Consider the following 24,108-nt stretch of genomic DNA (forward strand, 5'->3'; position numbering starts at 1 on the left):
TCTATGCTGCGTGGACCTGTGGGGATTTGAACCCCAGACCCCCTCGATGCGAACGAGGTGCGCTACCAGACTGCGCCACAGGCCCTTGCAACGAGTGAAACTCTAGCATCCCGTTCGGCCTGCTTGGAAATCCGTTCCCCGAGGCCGGGCGCGTGATGCCGGGCTCTCATTCGTTGGCGGCCAGTGGCCGCTCGCCGTCCTCGTACTGGTCGAACAGCGGGGTGCGACCGCGTTCGCGCGAGCGCCGGGCCGAGGCCGCGCGCCGGGCGTCGCTCCGCTCACCGCCGTCCGCTTCCCGGTCCTCCGCGGGGTCCGCCTCGCCGGATTCCCCGGCCGGGGAGTCCCCGGCGTCCGCCGCTTCGTGCTCCGGCGCCACCGAACTCGAGCGGGCCGAGCTCCAGGAGTCCGGCGCCCCGAGGTCCACGTCGGAGGTCGCCCGCGGTGCGACCGGCGCGGTCACGTACGTCGGCAGCGGTACCGGTACCGGGTCCCAGCTCTCGCCGTGGCCGGGCCGGCGCTGCCGCTCGCGCTGCTGGTCGACCCACTCCGCGTGATCGGTCTGCTCGACGAGCGCCCTGCGGTCCGCGGCGAGCGCCAGCAGCCCCGGATCGGTCTCCGCCTCGGCGGCCGCGTGCGGCTCCTCTGCGCCGGCGTCGAGGCCGGTGTCGACGGACGAGGCGTTCGCCGAGGCGGGCGCACGCCGGCGCGGCTGACGTTCCCGCAGCCGCTGTGCGGCGACCTCCGCGCGCCTGCGGTCCATCTGGAAGGCGAAGCGGCGGCGCTCCTGGGAGCGCAGGTATCCGATGTACGCGCTGAGCAGGACTGCGGGGACGCCGGGCGCCCACAGGAACGCGAGCCCGCCGACCGCGGCGACGATCGCGCCGAGGGTGAAGGCGAGGAAGAGCATCACGGTGGTGCGCCGACGGCGTGCGAGCGCCTTCGAGCGCTGGGCGCGCGCGGCGGACGCCTGCTCGGCGGGCGTACGCCGGGCCACCGGCACCCGCCGGCCGGCCGGAGCGGCGCCTCCCTCACGCGCGGGCTTGGCACCCTGCTCACGGTGGTCGTGCGCGGACTTGGCCTGCTCACGGTGGTCGTACGCGGACTTGGCCTGCTCGCGATATTCGTGCGCGGACTTGCCCTGGTCACGGTGGTCGTGCGCGGACTTGGCCACCGGATCGCGCGCCGGTTCACGCGCCGCCTCCGGGCGCCCCGACCCTCGTTCCTGGCCGCGCTCCTGAGTTCGCTCGGGAGCCCGGTCCTGCCCGCGCTCCTGAGCTCGTTCCTGGACCCGGTCCTGCCCGCGCTCCTGGACCGGCGCCTTCACCTGCGGGCGGGTCGGGGGCATGGCGAAGGACCGGACGTCCACCGATGCGGTGGCGGCGTCCGGAACGTCGGCGTCGGACTCCCCCTCGTCGGTGGAGCGCGCCTGCAGGTCCTTGGCGTACCGGCGCTCCATTCCCGCCCGTCCGGACAGCAGCCGGATGGCGGTGCTGAAGCGTTCCGTCGGACGGGCCTCGTTCAGCTCGTCCTGCCTACGGAGCCACATAGGCACCAAGTAGGCGGCCCAGGCCCCGACGATGACTGCGTAGATGAGGCCGCTGCTGCTCACGCCTCACACGGTAGAGGGGTTTACGTAAGGCCATCCGCCAATTGGGCCGGTGTGTCGCACGATCTGGCTGATATTTCGAACTTTTTTTGCGACCGGTGCGATCAACCGATCATTTTCGAACGTTTATTCGGCTAATTCAATTGGACGCCTTCTGCGAGCGTGTGCGCCGCCACCGGCTGAGCAGGCCCTCGGGGACCTCCTCCGCCGTGAGCGCGAAGACGAGGTGGTCACGCCAGGCGCCGTCGATGTGGAGATAGCGCGGCCGCAGCCCTTCCTCACGGAATCCGAGTTTCTCCACGACCCGGCGGCTCGGCCCGTTCTCGGGCCGAATGCAGACCTCGACGCGGTGCAGTCCGACTGTGCGGAAACAGTGGTCCACGATGAGCGCCACGGCCGTCGGCATCACACCGCGGCCGGCCACCGACTCGTCCACCCAGTAGCCGACGTGCCCGGAGCACATCGACCCCCAGGTGATCCCGGCGACCGTCAACTGACCGACGAGCCGCCCCTGGTACTCGATCACGAACGGCAGCATCCGGCCCGCGTTCGCCTCGGACCGCAGATGCCGGACCATCTGGCGGTAGGTCGGCCGGTGCGCGATCGGCCCGCTGGGCGCGGGCGGCGGGATGGTCGCCTCCCAGGGGCGCAGCCAGTCCCGGTTGCGCCGGTTGACCTCGCGCCAGGCCCGCTGGTCGCGCAGCCTTATGGGCCGCAGGACGATGTCGCCCTCCACCAGTTCGACGGGCCAGGATGAGGTGTTCAGCTCACACCCCCGTGGCTCGGTCTGGGGTGGTCGCCGCCACGGATCTGGTCGACGGCGTGCGTCAGCAGGGGCGCGAGGACGGCCAGCCCGTCCTTCACCCCTCCGGTGGAACCCGGCAGGTTGACGATCAGCGTGCCGCCCGCCACCCCGGCCAGGCCCCGGGAGAGCGCCGCGGTGGGCACCTTCTCCCGGCCGTACGCCCGGATGGCCTCGGCGATGCCCGGCACCTCGTGCTCGATCACCGCGCGGGTCGCCTCGGGGGTGCGGTCGGTGGGCGAGATGCCGGTGCCACCGGTGGTGACGACGGCGTCGTACCCGGCCTCGACGGCGGCCCGCAGCGCGGCCTCCACCGGGTCCCCGTCGGGGACCACCTGCGGCCCGTCGACGGCGAAGCCGAAGCCGCGCAGGCCCTCGGCGATCAGCGGGCCGCCCCTGTCCTCGTAGACGCCGGCGGCGGCCCGGTTGGAGGCGGTCACGACCAGTGCGCTGTACGGAGCGGCCAGGGCGCCGCCTGCCGGCACGTCGAGTGTCATGCCCGGCTCCAGTCGCCCGACTTGCCGCCCGTCTTCTCCTCCACGCGCACGTCCGTGATGACCGCTCCCTTGTCGACCGCCTTCACCATGTCGATCACGGTGAGCGCTGCGACGGAGACCGCGGTGAGCGCCTCCATCTCGACGCCCGTGCGGTCCGTCGTCTTCACCGTGGCGGTGATCTCCACGGCGTCGTCCGCGACCGACACATCCAGTTTCACACCGGAGACGGCCAAGGGGTGGCACAGCGGGATCAGGTCCGGGGTGCGTTTGGCGCCCATGATGCCCGCGATTCGCGCGGTGGCCAGCGCGTCCCCCTTGGGTACCCCCTCGCCGCGCAGCAGCTCTACCACACGGGGCGAGACGAGGACCCGCCCGCTGGCACGCGCGGTGCGCGCGGTGACGTCCTTGCCGGAAACGTCGACCATACGGGCGGCGCCCACGTCGTCGATATGCGTCAGTCGGTCCTGCGTGCTCATGGTGGTGTGGCGCTCCCGGTCCGGGCCTGTTGTGCGCGACACGGTACTCCCCACCAGGAGGACTCAGCCGAGGAGGACCACCTCGACGTCGGCGCCGGGCTCGAGGGACTCCACGTCCTCGGGGACGACGATCAGCGAATCGGCGTGCGCGAGGGCCGCGACCAGGTGGGAGCCGGCGCCCCCGACGGGGCGGACGGTGCCGTCGGCGCCGTAGGTGGCGCGCAGGAACTGTCTGCGGCCCTTCGGCGAGGTCAGCGCCTTGTCGGCGGTCAGCTTCGCGCGCGTGGTGGGCCGGTGGACGTCCTCGAGGCCCATGAGCGTGCGGATCGCGGGGCGCACGAACAGCTCGAACGAGACGTACGACGACACCGGGTTGCCCGGCAGGGCCAGCAAGGGGGTGTGGTCGGGGCCGACGGAGCCGAAGCCCTGGGGCTTGCCGGGCTGCATGGCGAGCTTGCGGAACTCGACGCCGCCGCCCTCCTCGTCCTCGTCGCCGACGTGCTCCAGGGCCTCCTTGACGACGTCGTACGCCCCGACGCTCACCCCGCCGGTGGTGACGACGAGGTCGGCGCGGACGAGCTGGTCCTCGATGGTGGAGCGGAGCGTCTCGGCGTCGTCGGCGACCGCGCCGACCCGGTAGGCGATGGCGCCGGCGTCCCGGGCCGCCGCGGTGAGGGCGAAGCTGTTGGAGTCGTAGATCTGGCCGCTGCCCAGTTCCTCGCCGGGCTGGACGAGTTCGCTGCCGGTGGACATCACGACCACGCGCGGGCGCGGGCGCACGCGTACGGTGCCCCTGCCGATCGCTGCGAGCAGGGCGATCTGAGGCGGTCCGAGGACGGTCCCGGCGTCGAGGGCGCGGTCTCCCGCCTTCACGTCGCTGCCCTTCGCGCGTACGTGCGCGCGTGCCTCGGCGGGCCGGTACACGCGCACGTGCCCCGAGGCCTGCTCAGGGGCGAGGCTGCGGGCACGCATCCCGCTGACCGGGCCCTCGCCGAGTCCGCCGTCGGTCCACTCCACGGGGACGACGGCCTCGGCGCCGGCCGGGAGCGGGGCGCCGGTCATGATCCGGGCGGCCTGGCCGGGCCCCACGTACAGCAGGTCGGCCGCCTGTCCCGCCGCGACGTCGCCCACGACGTCCAGAGCCGCCGGGAACTCCTCGCTCGCGCCCGCGACATCCGCGACCCGCACCGCGTACCCGTCCATGGAACTGTTGTCGAAGGGCGGCAGCGAGACCGGCACCATGACGTCCTCGACCAGGACACAGCCCTGGGCGTCGGGCAGTTGCAGCTCGATGGGTTCCAGAGGGCGGACGGTTGCGAGGATGTCCTCCAGGTGCTCGTCCACCGACCAGAGCTGGTCCTGACCGGTGGGGCGGGGCGCGGCGGTGCTCAAAGTGGCTACATCTCCTCGGTGACGTAACTGCGAAGCCAGGACCGGAAGTCCGGACCCAGATCCTCACGTTCGCACGCGAGTCTGACAATGGCACGCAGGTAGTCGCCGCGGTCGCCGGTGTCATAGCGGCGTCCCTTGAAGACGACGCCGTGGACGGGGCCGCCGATCTTCTCGTCCTGCGCGAGCTGCTGGAGGGCGTCGGTGAGCTGGATCTCGCCGCCGCGGCCGGGCTCGGTCAGCCGCAGTATGCCGAACACGCTCGGGTCGAGGACGTAGCGTCCGATGATCGCGTAGTTCGACGGGGCGTCCGCCGGGTCCGGCTTCTCGACGAGGCCGGTCACCTTGACCACGTCGCTGTCCACGGTGGCCTCCACGGCCGCGCAGCCGTAGAGGTGGATCTGCTCGGGGGCGACCTCCATGAGCGCGACGACGCTGCCGCCGTGCCGCTCCTGCACCTCGATCATCCGCTGGAGCAGCGGGTCACGGGGGTCGATCAGGTCATCCCCCAGGAGGACGGCGAAGGGCTCCTGACCGACGTGCGGGGCCGCGCACAGGACGGCGTGTCCGAGGCCCTTGGGGTCGCCCTGGCGCACGTAGTGCATCGTCGCGAGATCGCTGGACTGCTGGACCTTGGCGAGCCGGGCGGCATCGCCCTTCTTCTGTAGAGCGGACTCGAGTTCGTAGTTGCGGTCGAAGTGGTCCTCCAGAGGGCGCTTGTTGCGACCTGTGACCATGAGGACGTCGTCGAGGCCGGCGGAGACGGCCTCCTCGACCACGTACTGGATAGCCGGCTTGTCCACGACCGGCAGCATCTCCTTGGGAGTGGCCTTGGTCGCCGGCAGGAACCGGGTTCCGAGGCCGGCTGCGGGGATGACAGCCTTGCTGATCCTGGGGTGCGACTGCGTCATGTCGGCAACCTTATCCGGTGACTTTGAGAGAGATCTGTGGCTCCGGTTAATTAATGATCATATGAACGCATTGGAGTGGTGTAGGAGAAGTGCGGGAGCGACATATGAGCCACCTCGAAGGCGGACCAGAGTCTGACAAACGTATGTTGCGGCAGAGGTCCCTCGCCGTGAGAAACAGATTGACGCCCGATGACGTGCGCGCGGCAGCCGGCGCCCTGGCAGAGCGGGCCCTGGAGCTGGCCGAGTTGGCGCACGCGCGCACGGTGGCCGCGTACGTCTCCGTGGGTATCGAGCCCGGCACTCTGGCACTGCTGGACGCGCTGCGCGCGCGGGGCGTGCGCGTACTGCTCCCCGTGCTGCTGCCCGACAACGACCTGGACTGGGGGGCCTACACCGGCGAAGGCTCTCTGGCGCGGGTCCGGCACGGCGGGAAGATGGCCCTCCTGGAGCCGGCCGGCGAGCGCCTCGGCCCGGACGCCGTGACGGCCGCCGACGTGGTGCTGCTGCCGGGCCTGGCGGTCGACGGGCGCGGCATGCGCCTGGGGCGCGGCGGAGGATCGTACGACCGCGTGCTGGCCCGGCTGGAGGACTCCGGGGCCCGCCCCTCGCTGGTGGTGCTCCTGTACGACGCCGAGGTCGTCGAGCACGTCCCTGCCGAGGCACACGACCGGCCGGTACACGCGGTGGTGACCCCGTCGGGGACGCGCCGCTTCACCTGACACCCGTGCCTCATGCCGGAAGGGCCCTCCACGCGCGCGTGGAGGGCCCTTCCGGACGGTCGGCAGCTCAGGGTTTGAGCACCAGGGTGTCGCTGGTGCTGTCGTCGACCGCCTTCTTCGAGAAGGACCAGTCGAGCAGTTCACCGTTGGCCCACTTGCTCGTCTGGTCGGTGTAGTGAGCGCTGAAGGCGTGCCCCGAGGCTCCGGTGAGGTTGATCCACTTCGACTTGTCGAGGTCGTCGAGGTTGACCACCATCCGCATCGACGGCACCCATACGACGCCGTAGCCGCCGGCCGCGTTCCAGCCGGTAGCGTTGACCGTCGCCTCGCCACCGCCGAGCTTCCACGGACCGCGGTTGAGGACGTACTGGAGGAAACCGGGGCCGCTGGTGCCCAGGGTCTGGTTCTTCAGGAACAGGCGGTGCAGCCGGCCCCAGCTCCAGGTGTCGATGTCCTTGCCGAGCTTGGCGGTCAGCTCCCAGCGGGCATCGATCATGGCACGCGCGAACAGCTTGTCGCGGTCGTGGTCGGCGCCGGGGCGGGTGCCCGAATCGGGCGTCGTCCACCAGTCGCTGTCCGTCTTCGTCATGAGGGTGCGCACGACCTCGAACCAGCGGTCACCGCCGTCCGGCTGCGCCTGGTCGGCGTCGCGCTGACCGCACTCACGGACCTTCTCGGTGTCGTCGACCGGGCCGGTGGTGTTGACCGGGTCGACCCACAGGCACTGGTCCTCGACGCGCAGCTCCTTGGGCAGCTTGTTGCCGAAGGCCAGCTTGAGGATGTTGCGCCAGACCGCGTTGAAGTAGGCGGCCGCGGCCGAGTCCGCGTCCTGGGTGAAGTCCCAGTTCTCGAGAAGTTTCTGTGCTTCGCGGACGTCCGGGTCGTCGAGGTTGATCTTCTTCAGCACGGGCACGAGCAGCTTCGCGATCTCGCTGTCGTCGTCCAGCTGCATCTGACGCATGTCGTCGGTGGAGATCTTGCCGCCGCCCTTGATCTTGCTCTTGATCAGGTCGGTGATCCGCTGGCTGCGCGCGCCGTATCCCCAGTCCGTGGTCAGCGTGTAGGGGTACTTGTCCTTGTCGACGACGGCCTGGTTGGCCGTGACGATGTAGCCGCGGGCGGGGTCGTACTCGTAGGGCAGCTCATCGAAGGCGATGTAGCCCTTCCACTTGTACTTGGAGTCCCAGCCCGGCGCCGGGATCGAGCCGTCGACGCTCTTCGCGCGCGTGGGGATCTTTCCGGGCAGCTGGTAGCCGATGTGGTTCGAGGTATCGGCGTAGACGAGGTTCTGCGAGGGCACGTCGAAGTCCTCGGCGGCCTTGCGGAAGCTGTCCCAGTCCTTCGCCCTGTCGATGGCGAAAACGGCGTCCATGGAGGTGCCCGGCTCCAGCGCGGTCCACTTCAGGGCGACGCCGTAACCGTCACCGCGGTCGGGCGCCGACGCGTCGAGGCTGTCGACGGTGGCCTTCTTGCCGACGTCGATGAGTTCGTCGTCGCGGTCGGACAAGAGAGGCATCTTGTCCTCGGTCTGCCGGACGACGATCTTCTTGGACTCGCCGCCGGCGACCTTGATGGTCTCCTCGCGCGTGATGAACGGCTTCACCTTGCCGTCGTACTGGTAGCCGTCCTCTCCGGAGAGCTTCTCCAGGTAGAGGTCGGTGACGTCGGCGCCGGAGTTGGTCATGCCCCAGGAGATGGTCTGGTTGTGGCCGATGATCACACCGGGCATGCCCGCGAAGGTGTAGCCGGAGACGTCGTACTGGCACTTGCTGGAGACGGCGCGGCAGTGCAGACCCATCTGGTACCAGACGGACGGCAGCGACGCCGAGAGGTGCGGGTCGTTGGCCAGCAGCGGCTTGTTGGTGATGGTGTTCTTGCCGGCGACGACCCAGGAGTTCGAGCCGATGCCGTTGCCGTTCACGCCGACGGCCGTGGGCAGGTCGTCCAGGACGTTGTAGAGGCCCGAGAGCTGGCTCTGGAGGGCCGAGCCGTCCGTACTCGAGGACGAGTCCGAGGACGTGCCCGTGCCGTCGCCCGTGGAGCTGTCGTCGGAGTCGCTCTGACCGTCGCTCTGCTCGAACGTCTTGGTCAGCTCGTCGTACTGGCCTTCCTGGACGATCGCCTGGTTACGGTCGTACGGGTACTGCGGGTACAGCTCGGCGATCTGGGCCGGGCCGAGGCGGCTGGTCATCAGGGCGCGATCGATCTCGTCCTGCATGTTGCCGCGCAGGTCCCAGGCCATCGCCTTAAGCCAAGAGACCGAGTCGACCGGAGTCCACTCGGTGGGCTTGTAGTCGTTGGTGAACCCCAGCGCCGCGTACTCCAGGGAGATGTCGGCGCCGTCCTTGCCCTTGAGGTACGCGTTGACCCCCTTGGCGTAGGCCTGGAGGTACTTCTTGGTGTCGGCGTCCAGCTTGGAGTCGTACTCCTCCTTGGCGACGCGGTCCCAGCCCAGGGTGCGCAGGAACTCGTCGTTGTCGACCTGGCTCTTGCCGAACATCTCCGACAGGCGGCCGGAGGTCATGTGCCGGCGGACGTCCATCTCGTAGAACCGGTCCTGGGCCTGGACGTAGCCCTGGGCCATGAACAGGTCCTCGTCGGAGTCCGCGTAGATCTGCGGGATGCCGTAGCCGTCCCGCTTGACGTCCACGGGGCCGGTCAGGCCCTCGAGCGTGATCGAACCCTTGGTCTGCGGGAAGGAAGCGCGGACGGTGCTGATGGACCAGTAGGCGCCGTAGGCGATGCCTCCGATGATGGCCAGCACCAGCACAAGCACGATCAAACGGGCTTTGCGCCCCTTCTTCCTGCCGGACTTGCCGGGCTTGTCACCCGATGTGGCGGTGGTGTTGGGGGGCATCGCTGTCCTTGCTGTCCTAACGCGAGCGGCAGGCGGTCCTGGAGTGCTGGAGCAACCATAGGCGCAGGGCCTTGCGCCCCTTGACGCGGAGTCGGGTACCGGTGGGGAGGGATGTTCGATCTTCCCCCGCCGAGTGTCAAGAAATCGTCAAGAGTTAGGTAAGGTAACGAAGTAGTTGGGCCCGGAGCTCATGGCTTCGTGTCCGATGTATCCGAAGCACATGTGCGCCCGCGCGCAAGCCGCGCGCGCCGGTGAAGGGAACCGCCGCTGACTGTCCACCATCTCAACCAGCTCCTGCTCGTCTGCTCGCTCGTCCTGCTCGTCGCCGTCGCAGCGGTCCGGATCTCCTCGCGCAGCGGGCTCCCCAGCCTGCTCGTCTACGTGGGCATCGGCGTCCTCATGGGCCAGGACGGCATCGGCAACATCCACTTCGACAACGCCGAGATGACCCAGGTCATCGGCTACGCCGCCCTGGTCGTGATCCTCGCCGAGGGCGGCCTCGGCACGAAGTGGAAGGAGATCGAACCGGCCCTGCCGTCCGCCACGGCACTGGCACTGGCCGGCGTCGCGGTCAGCGTCGGCGTCACCGCCACGGCCGCACACTTCGTGACCGGGCTGGAGTGGAGACAGGCGCTGATCATCGGCGCGGTGGTGTCCTCGACCGACGCGGCGGCGGTCTTCTCCGTCCTGCGCAAGATCCCCCTCCCCTCGCGCGTGACAGGCACGCTGGAGGCCGAGTCAGGGTTCAACGACGCCCCGGTGGTCATCCTGGTGGTCGCCTTCTCCATGGCAGGCCCCGTGGAGCACTGGTACGTACTGCTGGGCGAGATCGCGCTGGAGCTGGCCATCGGCGCCGCCATCGGCCTCGCGGTCGGCTGGCTGGGCTCCTGGGGCCTCAGGCACGTCGCGCTGCCCGCTTCCGGTCTCTATCCGATCGCCGTCATGGCGATCGCGGTCACCGCGTACGCCGCGGGCTCCCTGGCGCACGGCAGTGGGTTCCTGGGCGTCTATCTCGCCTCGATGGTCATGGGCAACGCGAAGCTCCCGCACTGGCCCGCCACCCGCGGGTTCGCCGACGGCCTCGGCTGGATCGCCCAGATCGGCATGTTCGTGCTGCTCGGCCTCCTGGTGACCCCGCACGAGCTGGGCGACGACGTACTCCCGGCGCTCGTCATCGGCCTGGTGCTGACCATGGTGGCCCGCCCGCTCAGCGTCGCGCTGTGCCTGACGCCGTTCCGGGTGCCCTGGCAGGAGCAGACACTGATGTCCTGGGCCGGGTTGCGCGGCGCCGTCCCCATCATTTTGGCGACGATCCCCATGGTGAACGGCGTCGAGGGCAGCCGCCGCATCTTCAACATCGTCTTCGTCCTGGTCGTCGTCTACACCCTGATCCAGGGGCCGACGCTGCCCTGGCTGGCGCGAAAGCTGCGCCTGGGCGGCGACCCCGAGGCCGCCGACCTCGGCGTCGAATCGGCGCCCCTGGAGCGGCTGCGCGGGCATCTGCTGTCCGTGGCGATCCCGGAGGGGTCGAAGATGCACGGCGTCGAGGTCAACGAGCTACGCCTGCCGGCCGGGGCGGCCGTCACCCTCGTCGTGCGCGACGGGACGTCCTTCGTGCCGCTGCCGGCGACCGTACTGCGGCATGGCGACGAACTCCTCGTGGTCGCCACCGACCCGGTCCGCGACGCCGCCGAGCGGCGACTGCGCGCCGTCGGGCACGGCGGCAAGCTCGCCGGATGGCTGGGCACGGGCGGCAGCGCGCGTTAAGAGGTCGTTTTCTCCCGTTGTTTCATCCCGGAATTTGCAGTTTGGTCCGCGGTTCCGGGTCGCGCCAAGAGATGGTGTTCTCGCTGGTGAGGCGGCGGGCCATGAGGTCGGTCATGGCGAGGTGGATCATGGCTTCGGATCGGTGCGGGTGGGTTTCGTAGTCGCGGGCCAGCCGGCGGTGGAGCATGAGCCAGCCGTAGGTCCGCTCGACCGCCCAGCGTTTCGGGATGGGGGTGAATCCCCTGCTCCCGGGCTTGCGTTGAGTGATTTCCATGTCGATGCCGAGGGTGGCTGCGTGCTCGACGAGGTGCTGGCGGTAGCCGCCGTCGACCCACGCTTTGCGGATGCTGGGATGTGCGGCGGCGACCTGGTCCAGGAGCTGGGTGCCGGCGATGGAGTCCTGCACGCTTGCCGCGGTGACCAACACGGCGAGCACAAGGCCGATGGTGTCGGTGACGATGCTTCGTTTCCGTCCGACGATCTTCTTGCCGGCATCGATGCCCTGGCTGGTGGCGAGCACACTGGTGGAGGTTTTCACGCTCTGCGCGTCGATCACGCAGGCCGACGGTTCGGCCTCCCGGCCTTCCTTCTGTCGTAAGAGTTGCCTGAGCAGGCCGTTGAGCTGGGCGAATACGCCTTCCTGCTGCCACCTGGCGAAGTAGCCGTAAACCGTGTTCCAGTGCGGGAAGTCGTGCGGGAGGTAGCGCCACTGGACCCCGGTGCGGTCCACATACAAGATCGCGTCCATGATGTCGCGCAGGTCATGCTCGGGCGGCCGGCCGAAGTCCAGAGCTCTGCCACGGCGCTCGAAGCGCCAGGCTGCCAGGACCGGCTCGACCAACTCCCAGCGGGCATCGGACAAATCACTCGGATAAGGACGTCGACTTGGCATGCCTCCGGCGTACCGCCGCTCAACGAGTGCGCCCAGGCGCACAGCAATGACGACGGAAGCACGCAGCATGGGAAGCCGGTCATCCTGGGATGAGACAGGAACGAGCAGCACTCCGCCCCAACAGCCACACCTCAGGACTCATCGACCCCAGCCACACCGGCTGCCTCCTTCGCATCGCATCCTCACCCATCGATAATCTGTCTATAAACAGGCAAGACAGATGAAAACGACCTCTAAGTGCATGTTTCGCCCTGTTCACACCCCCGTCATTCCGAGGCGGGCGGCTTCACGGTGCTCATTTTCACAGGGATGAGGCGCCTTGATCCCTGTACGATGAAGGCACACCTTGATCGAACCAACTCTGCCTGACGCAGAGCTGGCGCGACCGTATGGCGGCCGGGACACCTCGTGCGGCGAGCACCGGCATCTACCGCAGCACGCGCAAGAGGACAGCTCTCGGCGCCCCCGCCCACCGGACGGGGTCGCGCTACCAGGCGGCAGAAAGGCACGGGCCGTGGCATCCACGGTCACCACCGAGCCGTCGAAGAACTCGTCGGCTCCCTCCCGCCCGGGATACGGGCAGTTGCTGCGCACCCGCGGCGCCTGGACGTTCCTGCTGCCCGGCTTCGCGGCCCGCCAGCCGTTCGCGATGCTGACCATCTCCATCGTGCTGCTCGTGCAGCACACCACCGGCTCGTACGGCGCGGCCGGTGCCGCCGCGGCCGTCACCGGTGTCTCCATGGCGCTGTGCGCGCCCTACAGCGGGCGGCTCGCCGACCGCTACGGGCAGCGCGCGGTGCTGATCCCCGGCGTGCTCCTGCACACGCTGTCGGGCCTCACCCTCACCGTGCTGGCCCTGACCCACGCACCCCTGTGGACGGTCTTCGCGGCGGCCGTTCCCACGGGCGCCTCGGTACCGCAGATCGGGCCCATGGTGCGGGCGCGCTGGGGTGCGCGGCTGAAGGGCTCGCCCCTGATGACCACCGCGGCGGCGTTCGAGTCCGTCACCGACGAGCTCACCTTCGTCTTCGGTCCGCTGCTCGCGACCGCACTGTGCACCGCGGTGAACCCGGCCGCCGGCCTGGTCACCGAGGCAGCGCTGACCCTGCTCGGCGGTCTGCTGTTCGCCGCACGCAAGAGCACGCAGCCCCAGGTCGCCGTCGCCGGGCACGCGCGCGTGGAGCACGCCTCGGCTCTGCGCGTCCCCGGTGTGCGCGTGCTGATCGTGGCCTTCCTGGGCATCGGCTCCGTCTTCGGCGGCATGCAGGTCTCGCTGACCGCGTTCACCGAGTCCATCGGCGAGCCGGGCCTGAACGGCGTCCTGTACGGCACCTTCGCCGCGGGCAACATGCTCTCCGGCCTGGTCTGCGGCGCCATCGCCTGGAAGGTCGCCCCGCGGCAGCGCCTGGTCGTCGCCTACGCCGCGCTGGCGCTCGTCGCCTCGGGCCTGTGGGCGGCGCACTCCGTGCTCGTCCTGGCGGGCCTCGGCCTCCTGGTCGGCATGTGCATCGCGCCCGCGCTGATCACCGGCTACACGCTGGTCGAGGACCTGGTCCCGGCCGGCGCCCGCACCGAGGCGTTCACCTGGCTGACGGGCGCGGTGGCGCTCGGGCAGGCTGCCGCCGTCACGATCGCCGGACAGCTCGAGGACCGCTTCTGGGGCGGCGCCGGTTTCCTGGTGCCCGCGGGGGGCACTGTGCTGGCCCTGGTGACCCTGCTGGCGCTGCGTTCACGGCTGGCGGGGCGTCCCCGCGCGCGTACCGTCGCACGTGGCGTCGGTCACCGGATGCCGGTGACAGTGGACTGATCCTCCGGAATACGTCAAGATAGACCGTCGTTAGCACTCACTGAGTGAGAGTGCCAGGAGGAAGACAGTGCCGACCTACCAGTACCAGTGCACCGAGTGCGGCGATGGCCTCGAGGCGGTGCAGAAGTTCACCGACGATGCCCTGACCGAGTGCCCCAACTGCGGTGGCCGCCTCAAGAAGGTGTTCTCCGCCGTCGGCATCGTCTTCAAGGGCTCCGGCTTCTACCGCAACGACAGCCGCGGCTCCTCGTCGAGCAGCTCGCCGTCGTCGTCCTCGAAGTCGTCGACGTCCGGTTCCGACGCTAAGCCGTCGACCTCGACCTCGACGTCCTCGGACTCGAAGTCGTCGAGCACCGGCACCTCTACGGGCAGCAGCTCGGCCGCGTAAGGCTCGCTCACAGGACCCTGTCGTCTTAGGACGACGGGGTCTTCGGCGTCTTCCCAGGCGGTTAGGGTGCGACGCATGGCGAACAAGGCGAACGCAGAGATCGGTGTGATCGGCGGCTCCGGCTTCTACTCGTTCCTCGGCGACGTGACCGAGCTCCAGGTCGACGCCCCCTACGGACCGCCGAGCGACTCGCTCTTCCTCGGTGAGATCGCCGGCCGACGGGTCGCCTTCCTGCCCCGGCACGGACGCGGACACCATCTGCCGCCCCACCGGATCAACTACCGGGCCAACCTGTGGGCGCTGCGCTCGGTCGGCGCGCGCCAGGTCCTCGGTCGCTGCGCGGTGGGCGGTCTGCGCCCGGAGTACGGGCCCGGCACACTGCTCGTGCCCGATCAGCTGGTCGACCGCACGAAGTCGCGGATCGGAACGTACTTCGACGGTCTGCCCCTGCCCGACGGCACGGTGCCCAACGTGGTGCACGTGTCCTTGGCCGACCCCTACTGTCCCGCCGGGCGCTCGGCGGCCCTGAAGGCGGCGCGCGGCCGGGAGTGGGAGCCGGTGGACGGCGGGACGCTGGTCGTGATCGAGGGGCCCCGGTTCTCGACCCGTGCCGAATCGCTGTGGCATCAGACGCAGGGCTGGTCGGTGGTGGGCATGACGGGTCACCCGGAGGCAGCGCTCGCCCGTGAACTGGAACTCTGCTACACGTCGTTGAACCTGGTCACCGATCTGGACGCGGGCGCCGAGAGCGGTGAGGGCGTATCGCACGAGGAGGTGCTGCGGGTGTTCGCGGCGAACGTGGACCGGCTGCGGGGCGTGCTGTTCGACGCGGTGGCCGCGCTGCCCTCCGGCGGCGAACGGGACTGTCTGTGCGCGAACGCCCTGGGCGGCCTGAATCCGGGGTTCGAACTGCCCTGACGTGTGTGGGCCGGAGGGGCGGGAAGCGGAGCGTCGGACGCGGAAGTTCACCTTCGGGTGAGGGAGTTGTCCACAATCCGGCGGTGGTCCACCGGCTCCGGCGAGTGGCGGCGCGAAGGCTCATCGTGGCTTCGCAAACCCGTTCCTCGTCGCAGGTGGTGATCCCGTGTCCGACTCGTTCGTTCCTTCCCCTTCGCTTCCTCCGCCCCCTCAGCTCCCCTCGCCCGCCCCGCCCCCCTCCCCCTTCGCGATGCGTCCACCCGGCACGGACGCTCCCGCCACCCGCGAGGTGCCGTCCTTCGACCCCGTCCGGGTCCGCGGCGGGCGGTACCGGCTCGGACGGCTCGTACGGAGCCGGCGGCGGGCCCTTGCCCTAGGTCTCGCCGTCACCGCCGCCGCGCTCGTGGCGTCCGGCCCATGGGACGGCGATCCGGCCCGCGGACGTCCCGACGGGACTACGCGCGCGGACACGGGCGGGCGCTCACTCCCCCGCGCGCATGCGCCACTGCGCGCCCCTGTGCATGGCCCTCGCGCCGGGGAGAAGGTGACGGCGCCGGTGCGGATCGCCGACGCGGCCACGGTCCGGCTACTGCGCCCCGGTGACCGCGTCGATGTCATCGCCGCCGAGCCGACGACACCCGGCGGCGTGTACGGCGCCGCCGGCGACGCCCATGTGGTCGCGCGCGGGGCACTGGTGACGAAGGTGCCGGAGCCGCTGGACACCCCGCTCGGCTCAGCTGACGACGGGGCACTGGTCGTCCTGTCGGTGCCCCGGTCCACTGCCGCGCGTCTGGCGGGGGCGAGTGCGACGGCTCGGCTGGCGGTGACCCTGTGGTGACGTCAAGTCCCTCGTCCGAGGGACCGCATTGGACACGGCCGCCTGGCGTTGACGTAGGTTGCGGAGCTGTTTGTTCCACAACCTGTACATGCGAGGAGTGTCCCCGAGGTGAGCGAAAAGAAGGCAAGCGTCTGGCAGGGCTTCAAGACCTTCCTGATGCGTGGCAACGTCGTCGATCTGGCAGTCGCGGTGGTGATCGGCGCGGCCTTCACGAACATCGTGAACTCGGTGGTGAAGGGAATCATCAACCCGCTCATCGGAGCGGTCGGCACCAAGAACCTGGACAGCTACAACTCCTGCCTCAAGGGCCCTTGTACCGGCACCGGGGACAGCGCGACGGGTGTCAGGATCCTGTGGGGTTCCGTCCTCGGCGCGACCCTCACGTTCGTGATCACCGCGGCGGTCGTGTACTTCCTGATGGTCCTGCCCATGTCGAAGTACCTGGCGAAGGCGGAAGCCCGCAGGAAGGCCAAGGAAGGCACGCAGGAGATCATCGAGGTGACCGAGCTGGAGGTGCTCAAGGAGATCCGCGACGCGCTGGTCGCCCAGCGGGGCTCGGGGCGCAGCGAGCGGTAGAGGCGCTCGACGGAGCCCTGCGGGCCGTGCTCCGCCAAGGCTTCCGGGCCTGCCGGGCCGGACCGGTCCGTAGGGCTCAGACGTGGTGGGGCGGCTTCTCGTCGAGGAAGCGCTTCAGGTCGGCGACGCTGTCGCCCTCGGCAGAGGGACGCTCACCCCAACCGCGGTCGGTGTCGTCCGAGGACTGCCGGTCCAGCGGGTCGTCGAAGATCAGTGCGGCCTTCGGGTCGCGCGGCTCGGAGGCGGAGGGGGTGCTCATCCCTCCAGAGTACGACCCCGATTCACCCTCAGGTCAGGGTCTGGTCGCCGGCCCCGCCGCCTGCGGACCCTCGGCTTCCGCACAAGATTTTCCGCCGGTTGTCTGCTGTGCTGGTACCCATGACGTCCAGCACGCCCCCGTCGGCCTCTCCTCCTCCCCCCGGGAACCCCGTCTCCCCGGCTCCCGCCCGCCTGAAGCCGTTGCGCAGTCTGACCGCGCGCGGGCGGGACGATGCGCACCGGGTCGCGTCGCCCCTCGAGCTCTTCTTCGACCTGTGCTTCGTCGTGGCCATCGCCCAGGCGGGCATCCAACTGGTGCACGCCGTGGCCGAGTCCCATGCGGGCGAGGGAATCCTCAACTACGCGATGGTCTTCTTCGCCATCTGGTGGGCCTGGATGAACTTCACCTGGTTCGCGTCGGCGTACGACAACGACGACGTCCTGTACCGGATCGTCACGCTGGTGCAGATCGCCGGGGTCCTCGTGCTGGCGGCGGGCATCTCGCGGGCCTTCGAGGACCACGAGTTCGTGGCCGTCTGGCTGGGCTACGCGATCATGAGGTTCGCGCTGAGCTGGCAGTGGCTGCGAGTCGCGTGGTCCGCCGAGGGCGCGGAGCGGACGATGGCGCTGCGGTACGCGGGGGGCGTGCTGATCTGCCAGATCGGCTGGCTGGGGCTGCTGACCCTGCCCGAAGGCGGCAGGGCGTGGCTGTTCCTGGTGATGGCGCCGCTGGAGATGTGCGTGCCGATCTACGCCGAGAGGGACCACCCGACGTCCTGGCATCCGCATCACATCGCCGAACGCTACGGACTGTTCACGATCATCGTGCTGGGCGAGACGATCGCGGCGGCGACGGTCGCCGTGAAGTCCGGCATCGACGAGAACGACGCACTGGGCGAGCTGCTGCCCATCGCGGTCGGTGGGCTGCTGATCGTCTTCGCCGCCTGGTGGATCTACTTCGTGGTGCCCATCCATGGGCATCTGCGCTCCAACAGTCAGGCGTTTCTGTGGGGCTACGGGCACTACGTGGTCTTCGCCTCGGCCGCCGCGATCGGTGCGGGTCTGGAGGTGGCAGTCGAGCAGGCGGTCGGCGAGGCCCACATCTCGACGCTCGCCGCGTCGGCCGCGGTCACCCTGCCGACGGCGCTTTACCTGCTGGCGGTCTGGGTCCTGCACGCACGCCACTTCAAGGTGGGCCTGGCCCAGCAACTGGTGCTGCCCGTCGCCGCGCTGCTGGTGCTCTGCGCCACCTTCCTCGGCGAGTGGGCCGTCCTCGCGGCCGGCCTGGCGCTGGCGTTGGCGGTCGCGACCGGGACGACCCTGACGGCACGCCTGGTCGCGCGGGAGGCGCGGGAGGACCGCCCACGGGCTTCGCGCGCGGTGATGTGACGGGAGGGTGACACGGCCGCGCGCGACGCGATCCGGGCGAGACTGACCCCCATGACAGTTGACGCTCTGACGGACGTCGCCGGCGTACGCGTGGGACACGCCACGCGGACCGGCGACGGTTGGCTCACCGGAACCACGGTCGTCCTCGCACCGGAGGGCGGTGCCGTGGCCGCCGTCGACGTACGCGGCGGAGGTCCCGGCACGAAGGAGACCGACGCCCTCGATCCACGCAATGTGGTGCAGCGGGTCGAGGCGATCGTGCTGACCGGCGGCAGCGCCTACGGGCTCGACGCGGCGTCCGGCGTGATGGCCTGGCTGGAGGAGCAGGGGCGCGGGGTTCTCGTCGGCCCCGACCCGGCGCACGTCGTGCCGGTAGTGCCCGCCGCCTGCGTCTTCGACCTGGCGCGGGGCGGCGACTTCCGGGCTCGCCCGGACGCTGCCACCGGCCGAGCGGCCGTGGAGGCGGCAGCGGCCAGTGCTCCGGGGGCCCGGGTGCGGGAGGGATGCGTGGGCGCGGGGACGGGCGCCACTGCGGGGCCGCTGAAGGGCGGGGTGGGCAGCGCGAGCATGCTTCTCGACTCGGGGATCACGGTGGCCGCACTGGTCGTGGCCAACGCGGCGGGGTCGGTGACGGATCCGGAGACAGGCGTGCTGTACGGGGAGTTGTTCCAGGGGCGTGCGGAGTATCCGGAGGCTCGCGTGCACGAGGCCGCGCGCCGACGTCTCGCCGAGATCACGGCGAAGAACGCGCCTCCCCCGCTCAACACCACGCTGGCGGTGGTCGCCACCGACGCGGACCTGACGAAGGCGCAGGCGCAGAAACTCGCGGGCACGGCGCACGACGGGATCGCGCGGGCCGTGCGCCCGGTGCATCTGCTCCACGACGGGGACACCGTCTTCACGCTGGCGACGGGCGCGCGCCCGCTAGCGTCTGGCCGTCCGCTCGCCCTGAACGACCTCCTCGCGGCGGGCGCGGATGTGGTGACGCGCGCGATCGTGCGGGCCGTGCGCGCCGCCGAGTCGGTGACCGGTCCGGGCGGGACGTGGCCTTCGTACGAGGAGTTGTACGGGGGCCGGTGACACCGCGGACCGGGCGGCGATTGTCCGGGTTCCGTCACGTGATGGTGCCAACGGCGCCCGGAGGGAACCTCATCGGCCGTCGGATCCCTCCTTCTCCACGTACTGGAGCGGATCACTCACCTCACACGAAGCTGGAGCAGCCCGTGACAACGGCGGACAAAGCAGTACGGCGCGCGGTCGGAGCCTGTGCCGTCCTGGTGGTCGGTGCCCTGACCCTGACCGCCTGCGGGGGCAGCGCCAACGCCAAGGACGACGGGGACGCCAAGGGCGGCAAGAGCAGCGTCAAGACGTCCACGGCGAAGATCGTCATCTCGGCGAAGGACGGTTCGACGAGTGCGTCGATCAACGCGACCGGCGTGAAGGTGAGCGACGGCCGGCTCACCGAGGTGAAGATGACCGTGGCCGGTTCCGGGCAGGCCGTGGAGGGCTCCCTGTCGGCCGACGGCAGCACCTGGAAGCCGAAGGAGCAGCTGGAGCGCGGGACGAAGTACCAGATATCGGCGACCGCGAAGGACGCGAGCGGCAAGACCGCCGCCGCCAACGCCATCTTCACCACGGTCTCTTCGTCCAACAGCTTCATAGGGACGTACACACCGGACGCCGACACCACGGTCGGCGTGGGGATGCCGGTGTCGTTCACCTTCGACAAGGCCGTCAGTGACACGAAGGCCGTGCAGTCGCACATCACGGTCAGCTCCAGCAGCGGCCAGCAGGTGATCGGCCACTGGTTCGGGGCGCAGCGGCTCGACTTCCGTCCCGAGGAGTACTGGAAGGCCGGCTCCAAGGTGACGATGAGGATCGACCTGGACGGGGTCGAGGGCGCCAACGGCGTGTACGGGGTGCAGAAGAAGACGGTCACCTTCACCATCGGGCGGTCGCAGGTGTCGACGGTCGACGTCGACACGCAGACCATGACGGTGGTGCGGGACGGTCAGACCCTGAAGTCGGTTCCGATCTCGTCGGGCAGCCCGGACCACACCACCTACAACGGGCAGATGGTCATCTCCGAGAAGTTCACGCAGACCCGCATGAACAGCCGGACGGTGGGCCTGGGCGGCGAGTACGACATCCCGGACGTGCCGCACGCCATGCGCCTGACGCAGTCCGGCACCTTCATCCACGGCAACTACTGGTACAACAGGGGCAATCCGCCCTTCGGCCGCACGGGCACCAGCCACGGCTGCGTGGGGCTCGCGGACGCTCAGGGCGCGCAGGGCGACACGAGCGCCAAGTGGTTCTACGACAACTCGCTGATCGGCGATGTGGTGATCGTCGAGAACTCTCCCGACAAGACGGTGTCCCCGGACAACGGGCTCAACGGCTGGAACATGTCCTGGGCCGAGTGGACCGCCGGGAGTGCCGCCTGATCGCCGTGGATGCCCTCTGACCGGCGATTTCTGATGGACCGTCGGGCCGCGCGGGAATTTTTCGCGCGGCCCCCACGTTTTTACGGCGTACGTTTTCTCGGTTCCCGGACATGATGTCCGACCGAGGGGCTACGGTATGCACCCACAAGGTGACATGCAGCAACGCCGGGAGAAACCTTGAGCGTTCCGTACGAGACGACAGCGTACGAACCAGCCGAGTCGCCCGAGTCTCCGGAGGAGCACCTCGCGCGACTGCTCGGTCGCGCCCTGAACTCGTTCGAGCTGCCCGACGAAGTCCTGCGGCGGCTCGACTGCGCACTCGCGTATGACAGCTCCCTGCACTCCGCGCACCACAGCGCGGGCCTGCACCGGGAGACGTACCGACACACCTGGCTGCTGGCCGACGGCTGCGCGCTCACGTTGTGGGAGCTCGTGCACAACACCGCGCCGGGCAGCGAGCCGCAGCACGAGGTGTACGTCGACGAGGAGGAGCTGCGGGCCGCCACGGCCCGGCTGCCCCTGCCGTCGGACGCGCCGGACTTCGAACTGCCGGTGCTGGTGCAGTTGTCGCCGGTCCCCGGGCCGCGTCACGTGTACGTGCCGGACGACTCGGCGGACCACGCGCGCAGGCTGCTGCGTCGCGCGGAGAACCCCGACCGGCCGGACGCGGAGACGGACGCGCTGCTGAAGTCGGCGTTCGCGCACCAGATCACGCAGGCCTTCGGGCGCCCCTGCCGTGCGGGCCGTATCGGACTGGGCTACTCGCTCTACGAGCACGCGTTCCTGTTGCGGGACGGTCGGGAGATCTCCCTGTGGGAGGTCGAACACACGGCGACGCCCGACGGTCGGCACATGTGCGAGGTGTACGTGTCCGAGGCCGCGGCCAGGGACGCGATGGAACGCCGGGCGGCGCAGGTCTCCTGAGTCGTTCGGCGGCGACGCCGAGCCGTCGGTCAGCGGCCCCCGCCGAGCTGTCGTACGAGGCCGGCGAAGGCGTCCCTCTCCGCAGGCGTCAGTTCGACGGCCTCCCGGCCGGGACCGGACTGCCGTTGGCGCGGGAGAGCGGGCAGCACCGGGGGGACGGGCAGCACCGGGGGGACGGGCGGCACCGGCGCCGCGGGGAGCACGGTGCGGGCCTCGCTGCCCGAGCGGCTGCGCCGCAGCATGCGGGTGACGAAGGCCAGCCAGGCGATGGACACCACGGCGAGGACCGTCAGGGCCGCCAGCTGAGGGAACGTTAGGTGCACGGGCATACCGCCCAGTACACACCACGGTCCGGGACTTATGCCCCGGACCGTGACGTATCTCGCAGGCCGCACAGATCACGCAGATCGCTCAGAACGCGTGACAGGCCTGGTCGGCGCGGCAATCCATCGTTCACCGCGGCTGGTGACCGTGGTCACAGCAGCCGCTGCCTACGGCAGACGGCCGCGGCCGGATCCGGTCGCGGCCGTCGCAGGTCAGGCTGCCACCGGCTGCTTCATTTCCGTCGCCGTGGCAGCCGCGGCCTCCTCCGCGGTCCCGGCCTCGGCGGCGCCGGGGGCCGGCTTGCGCAGGCCCTTGAGGACGATGACCACGGCCGTCGTGACGCACACGCCCGCCGCGACGGCGACCAGGTACAGGAACGGGTTTCCGATCAGCGGGACCACGAAGATGCCTCCGTGCGGGGCGCGCAGCGTGGCACCGAAGGCCATCGACAGGGCGCCGGTGACCGCGCCGCCCGCCATCGAGGCCGGGATGACGCGCAGCGGGTCGGCCGCGGCGAACGGGATCGCGCCCTCGGAGATGAAGGAGGCGCCCAGGACCCAGGCGGCCTTGCCGTTCTCGCGCTCGGTGGGGGTGAAGAGCTTCTTGCGGATGGTGGTCGCGAGCGCCATGCCCAGCGGCGGGACCATGCCCGCGGCCATCACGGCGGCCATGACCTTCATCGCGGAGTCGCTCGGGTCCTGGACGGCGATACCGGCCGTCGCGAAGGCGTACGCGACCTTGTTGACGGGGCCGCCGAGGTCGAAGCACATCATCAGGCCGAGCAGCACACCCAGGAGGACGGCGTTGGTGCCGGAGAGACCGGCCAGCCAGTCCGTCATGCCCTTCTGGGCCTCGGCGATGGGCTTGCCGATCACGACGAACATCAGGAAGCCGACGATCAGCGAGGAGATCAGCGGGATCACCACCACCGGCATGATGCCGCGCAGCACCGGCGGGATCTTGATCCGCTGGATCGCGAGGACGATGCCACCCGCGAGCAGGCCGGCGACCAGGCCGCCGAGGAAGCCTGCGGCGATGTTGGAGGCGATCATGCCGCCGACGAAGCCGGGTACGAGACCGGGCCGGTCCGCCATGCCGTACGCGATGTAGCCGGCCAGGACCGGGATGAGGAAGCCGAAGGCGACCCCGCCGATCTGGAACAGCAGGGCGCCCCAGCTGTCGACCTGGGTCCAGGAGAAGTGCTCCATGACCGAGGGCGCCTTGTTGATCTCCCAGCCGCCGATCGCGAACCCGAGAGCGATCAGCAGACCGCCCGCGGCGACGAACGGGACCATGTAGCTGACGCCCGTCATCAGCCACTTGCGCAGTTTGGTGCCGTAGTTGTCACCGGACTCCCCGGTCCGCTCGACCGGCGTCCCACCGCCGGCCGCCGACGCGCTGACCTCACCGCGCGCCGCCTTGCCGCGCACCTCGGTGATGAGTGCGGCGGGGCGGTTGATGCCCGCCTTCACGCCGACGTCCACGGTGGGCTTGCCGGCGAAGCGGTCCTTGTCGCGTACGGGGACGTCGTGGGCGAAGATCACGCCGTCCGCCGCGGCGATGACGGCCGGGTCGAGCCGGGTGAAGCCGGCCGAACCCTGCGTCTCGACGACCAGTTCGACGCCTGCCTCGCGGCCCGCGTTCTCCAGGGACTCGGCCGCCATGTAGGTGTGGGCGATGCCGGTCGGACAGGAGGTCACGGCGACGATCCGGAAGGGGCGTGCGGTCGCGGCGTCGGTGTCCTCGCCGGTGGCCGTGTCGGCGTCGGCGGAGGCCGCCGCCGACGCCGACACGGAGTCTGCGGTGGTTCCCTCGGCTTCGGTGGCCGGGGCTTCGGTGGCCGGGGCGGCGTCGCCGGGGGCCTCGTCGCCGCGGATCAGCGCCGCCGCGGCGGTCGCGTCGCCGACGGAGCGCAGCGCGTCGGTGAACTCGGCGTTCATCAGCTGGCGGGCGAGCGACGACAGGATCGTCAGATGGGCGTCGTCCGCGCCGGCGGGGGCGGCGATCAGGAAGATCAGGTCGGCGGGGCCGTCGGCGGCGCCGAAGTCGATGCCCGCGGCGCTGCGCCCGAAGGCGAGCGTCGGCTCGGTGACGTGGGCGCTGCGGCAGTGCGGGATGCCGATGCCGCCGTCGAGGCCGGTGGGCATCTGGGCCTCACGGGCGGCCACGTCGGCGAGAAAGCCCTCCAGGTCGGTCACCCGGCCCAGGGCCACCATGCGCTCGGCGAGGGATCGCGCCGCCGCTTCCTTCGTTTGGACGGACAGGTCGAGATCGACCAGGTCCGCGGTGATCATGTCGCTCATCGCGGGCTCCTTCGCACGCG

At 70.2% G+C, this 24,108-nt stretch carries 22 protein-coding genes and 1 tRNA gene; 11 read left to right on the forward strand and 12 right to left on the reverse strand.

What is annotated here, in order from left to right; all coding sequences use genetic code 11:
• Positions 1-11: 11 nt before the first annotated feature.
• The 7 genes from QF030_RS18740 to galU all read right to left on the reverse strand — a co-directional run bounded on the left by QF030_RS18740 (position 12) and on the right by galU (position 5,681).
• A tRNA-Ala gene (locus tag QF030_RS18740) sits at positions 12-85 on the reverse strand.
• 81 nt (positions 86-166) lie between these two features.
• A complete protein-coding gene (gene sepX / locus QF030_RS18745) occupies positions 167-1,609 on the reverse strand; it encodes a divisome protein SepX/GlpR (RefSeq protein ID WP_307163826.1) in 1,443 nt (480 codons plus the stop codon).
• A gap of 136 nt (positions 1,610-1,745) precedes the next feature.
• Positions 1,746-2,342, reverse strand: coding sequence for a GNAT family N-acetyltransferase (locus QF030_RS18750; protein ID WP_307163827.1), 597 nt, complete (start codon positions 2,340-2,342; stop codon positions 1,746-1,748).
• A 26-nt stretch (positions 2,343-2,368) separates the two neighbouring features.
• A complete protein-coding gene (locus QF030_RS18755) occupies positions 2,369-2,905 on the reverse strand; it encodes a MogA/MoaB family molybdenum cofactor biosynthesis protein (RefSeq protein WP_307163828.1) in 537 nt (178 codons plus the stop codon).
• Positions 2,902-3,381 (reverse strand): cyclic pyranopterin monophosphate synthase MoaC, encoded by a 480-nt coding sequence (gene moaC / locus QF030_RS18760; RefSeq protein ID WP_020128380.1) that lies wholly within the window; start codon positions 3,379-3,381, stop codon positions 2,902-2,904. Before moaC ends, QF030_RS18755 begins: the two co-directional genes overlap by 4 nt.
• 63 nt (positions 3,382-3,444) lie before the next feature.
• Positions 3,445-4,773, reverse strand: a complete 1,329-nt coding sequence (gene glp, locus QF030_RS18765) for a molybdotransferase-like divisome protein Glp (protein WP_307163829.1) — start codon at positions 4,771-4,773, stop codon at positions 3,445-3,447.
• Positions 4,774-4,778: 5 nt separating this feature from the next.
• Positions 4,779-5,681, reverse strand: a complete 903-nt coding sequence (gene galU / locus QF030_RS18770; protein ID WP_307163830.1) for a UTP--glucose-1-phosphate uridylyltransferase GalU — start codon at positions 5,679-5,681, stop codon at positions 4,779-4,781.
• Between the two features lie 104 nt (positions 5,682-5,785).
• Between galU and QF030_RS18775 the strand changes: the two genes are divergently transcribed.
• The gene (locus QF030_RS18775) at positions 5,786-6,400 is read left to right on the forward strand and encodes a 5-formyltetrahydrofolate cyclo-ligase (protein ID WP_307163831.1); all 615 of its coding nucleotides are present in this window, start codon (positions 5,786-5,788) and stop codon (positions 6,398-6,400) included.
• A 67-nt stretch (positions 6,401-6,467) separates the two neighbouring features.
• Here the strand turns inward: QF030_RS18775 and QF030_RS18780 are convergent, their stop codons facing one another.
• Positions 6,468-9,257 carry a penicillin acylase family protein gene (locus QF030_RS18780; protein WP_307163832.1) on the reverse strand — a complete coding sequence of 930 codons (2,790 nt, stop codon included), beginning with the start codon at positions 9,255-9,257 and terminating at the stop codon, positions 6,468-6,470.
• Positions 9,258-9,524: 267 nt separating this feature from the next.
• Between QF030_RS18780 and QF030_RS18785 the strand changes: the two genes are divergently transcribed.
• Positions 9,525-11,024: a potassium/proton antiporter gene (locus QF030_RS18785; protein ID WP_307167614.1), complete on the forward strand. Its 1,500-nt coding sequence runs from the start codon at positions 9,525-9,527 to the stop codon at positions 11,022-11,024.
• A 22-nt stretch (positions 11,025-11,046) separates the two neighbouring features.
• Here the strand turns inward: QF030_RS18785 and QF030_RS18790 are convergent, their stop codons facing one another.
• Positions 11,047-11,916, reverse strand: a complete 870-nt coding sequence (locus QF030_RS18790; RefSeq protein WP_307167452.1) for an IS5 family transposase — start codon at positions 11,914-11,916, stop codon at positions 11,047-11,049.
• Between the two features lie 514 nt (positions 11,917-12,430).
• Here QF030_RS18790 and QF030_RS18795 point away from each other — a divergent pair.
• The 5 genes from QF030_RS18795 to mscL all read left to right on the forward strand — a co-directional run bounded on the left by QF030_RS18795 (position 12,431) and on the right by mscL (position 16,443).
• A complete protein-coding gene (locus QF030_RS18795) occupies positions 12,431-13,723 on the forward strand; it encodes an MFS transporter (RefSeq protein WP_307163834.1) in 1,293 nt (430 codons plus the stop codon).
• 67 nt (positions 13,724-13,790) lie between these two features.
• Entirely contained in the window at positions 13,791-14,111 is a 321-nt protein-coding gene (locus tag QF030_RS18800) for an FmdB family zinc ribbon protein (RefSeq protein ID WP_307163835.1), read from the forward strand.
• A gap of 75 nt (positions 14,112-14,186) precedes the next feature.
• On the forward strand, positions 14,187-15,029 hold the full coding sequence (locus QF030_RS18805; RefSeq protein ID WP_307163836.1) for an S-methyl-5'-thioadenosine phosphorylase: 843 nt from the start codon (positions 14,187-14,189) through the stop codon (positions 15,027-15,029).
• Positions 15,030-15,279: 250 nt separating this feature from the next.
• On the forward strand, positions 15,280-15,867 hold the full coding sequence (locus QF030_RS18810) for a hypothetical protein (protein ID WP_307163837.1): 588 nt from the start codon (positions 15,280-15,282) through the stop codon (positions 15,865-15,867).
• A 108-nt stretch (positions 15,868-15,975) separates the two neighbouring features.
• Positions 15,976-16,443: a large conductance mechanosensitive channel protein MscL gene (gene mscL, locus QF030_RS18815; RefSeq protein ID WP_307163838.1), complete on the forward strand. Its 468-nt coding sequence runs from the start codon at positions 15,976-15,978 to the stop codon at positions 16,441-16,443.
• Between the two features lie 76 nt (positions 16,444-16,519).
• On the opposite strand, the gene QF030_RS18820 is transcribed toward mscL, so the two are convergent.
• Entirely contained in the window at positions 16,520-16,702 is a 183-nt protein-coding gene (locus QF030_RS18820; protein WP_054244066.1) for a hypothetical protein, read from the reverse strand.
• A gap of 119 nt (positions 16,703-16,821) precedes the next feature.
• On the opposite strand from QF030_RS18820, the gene QF030_RS18825 reads away from it, so the two are divergent.
• The 4 genes from QF030_RS18825 to QF030_RS18840 all read left to right on the forward strand — a co-directional run bounded on the left by QF030_RS18825 (position 16,822) and on the right by QF030_RS18840 (position 21,461).
• Complete coding sequence (locus tag QF030_RS18825; protein ID WP_307163839.1) at positions 16,822-18,090, forward strand: low temperature requirement protein A; 1,269 nt, start codon at positions 16,822-16,824, stop codon at positions 18,088-18,090.
• Positions 18,091-18,141: 51 nt separating this feature from the next.
• Positions 18,142-19,170, forward strand: coding sequence for a P1 family peptidase (locus QF030_RS18830; protein ID WP_307163840.1), 1,029 nt, complete (start codon positions 18,142-18,144; stop codon positions 19,168-19,170).
• A 143-nt stretch (positions 19,171-19,313) separates the two neighbouring features.
• Complete coding sequence (locus QF030_RS18835; RefSeq protein WP_307163841.1) at positions 19,314-20,537, forward strand: L,D-transpeptidase; 1,224 nt, start codon at positions 19,314-19,316, stop codon at positions 20,535-20,537.
• Between the two features lie 177 nt (positions 20,538-20,714).
• Positions 20,715-21,461 (forward strand): DUF6227 family protein, encoded by a 747-nt coding sequence (locus QF030_RS18840; protein ID WP_307163842.1) that lies wholly within the window; start codon positions 20,715-20,717, stop codon positions 21,459-21,461.
• Positions 21,462-21,490: 29 nt separating this feature from the next.
• Here the strand turns inward: QF030_RS18840 and QF030_RS18845 are convergent, their stop codons facing one another.
• Entirely contained in the window at positions 21,491-21,790 is a 300-nt protein-coding gene (locus tag QF030_RS18845; RefSeq protein WP_307163843.1) for a hypothetical protein, read from the reverse strand.
• A 207-nt stretch (positions 21,791-21,997) separates the two neighbouring features.
• Positions 21,998-24,088 (reverse strand): PTS fructose transporter subunit IIABC, encoded by a 2,091-nt coding sequence (locus QF030_RS18850; RefSeq protein WP_307163844.1) that lies wholly within the window; start codon positions 24,086-24,088, stop codon positions 21,998-22,000.
• Positions 24,089-24,108: the final 20 nt, after the last annotated feature.

The sequence above is a fragment of the Streptomyces rishiriensis genome, from assembly GCF_030815485.1.
GTDB lineage: Bacteria > Actinomycetota > Actinomycetes > Streptomycetales > Streptomycetaceae > Streptomyces > Streptomyces rishiriensis_A.

Excerpts from the sequence above, each read along its gene's own strand:
- QF030_RS18755 (WP_307163828.1), bottom strand. The coding sequence starts at position 2,905 with ATGACACTCGACGTGCCGGCAGGCGGCGCCCTGGCCGCTCCGTACAGC.
- moaC (WP_020128380.1), bottom strand. The coding sequence starts at position 3,381 with ATGAGCACGCAGGACCGACTGACGCATATCGACGACGTGGGCGCCGCC.
- galU (WP_307163830.1), bottom strand. The coding sequence starts at position 5,681 with ATGACGCAGTCGCACCCCAGGATCAGCAAGGCTGTCATCCCCGCAGCC.
- QF030_RS18775 (WP_307163831.1), top strand. The coding sequence starts at position 5,786 with ATGAGCCACCTCGAAGGCGGACCAGAGTCTGACAAACGTATGTTGCGG.
- QF030_RS18780 (WP_307163832.1), bottom strand. The coding sequence starts at position 9,257 with ATGCCCCCCAACACCACCGCCACATCGGGTGACAAGCCCGGCAAGTCC.
- QF030_RS18790 (WP_307167452.1), bottom strand. The coding sequence starts at position 11,916 with ATGCCAAGTCGACGTCCTTATCCGAGTGATTTGTCCGATGCCCGCTGG.
- QF030_RS18805 (WP_307163836.1), top strand. The coding sequence starts at position 14,187 with ATGGCGAACAAGGCGAACGCAGAGATCGGTGTGATCGGCGGCTCCGGC.
- QF030_RS18810 (WP_307163837.1), top strand. The coding sequence starts at position 15,280 with ATGCGTCCACCCGGCACGGACGCTCCCGCCACCCGCGAGGTGCCGTCC.
- QF030_RS18820 (WP_054244066.1), bottom strand. The coding sequence starts at position 16,702 with ATGAGCACCCCCTCCGCCTCCGAGCCGCGCGACCCGAAGGCCGCACTG.
- QF030_RS18825 (WP_307163839.1), top strand. The coding sequence starts at position 16,822 with ATGACGTCCAGCACGCCCCCGTCGGCCTCTCCTCCTCCCCCCGGGAAC.
- QF030_RS18830 (WP_307163840.1), top strand. The coding sequence starts at position 18,142 with ATGACAGTTGACGCTCTGACGGACGTCGCCGGCGTACGCGTGGGACAC.
- QF030_RS18845 (WP_307163843.1), bottom strand. The coding sequence starts at position 21,790 with ATGCCCGTGCACCTAACGTTCCCTCAGCTGGCGGCCCTGACGGTCCTC.
- QF030_RS18850 (WP_307163844.1), bottom strand. The coding sequence starts at position 24,088 with ATGAGCGACATGATCACCGCGGACCTGGTCGATCTCGACCTGTCCGTC.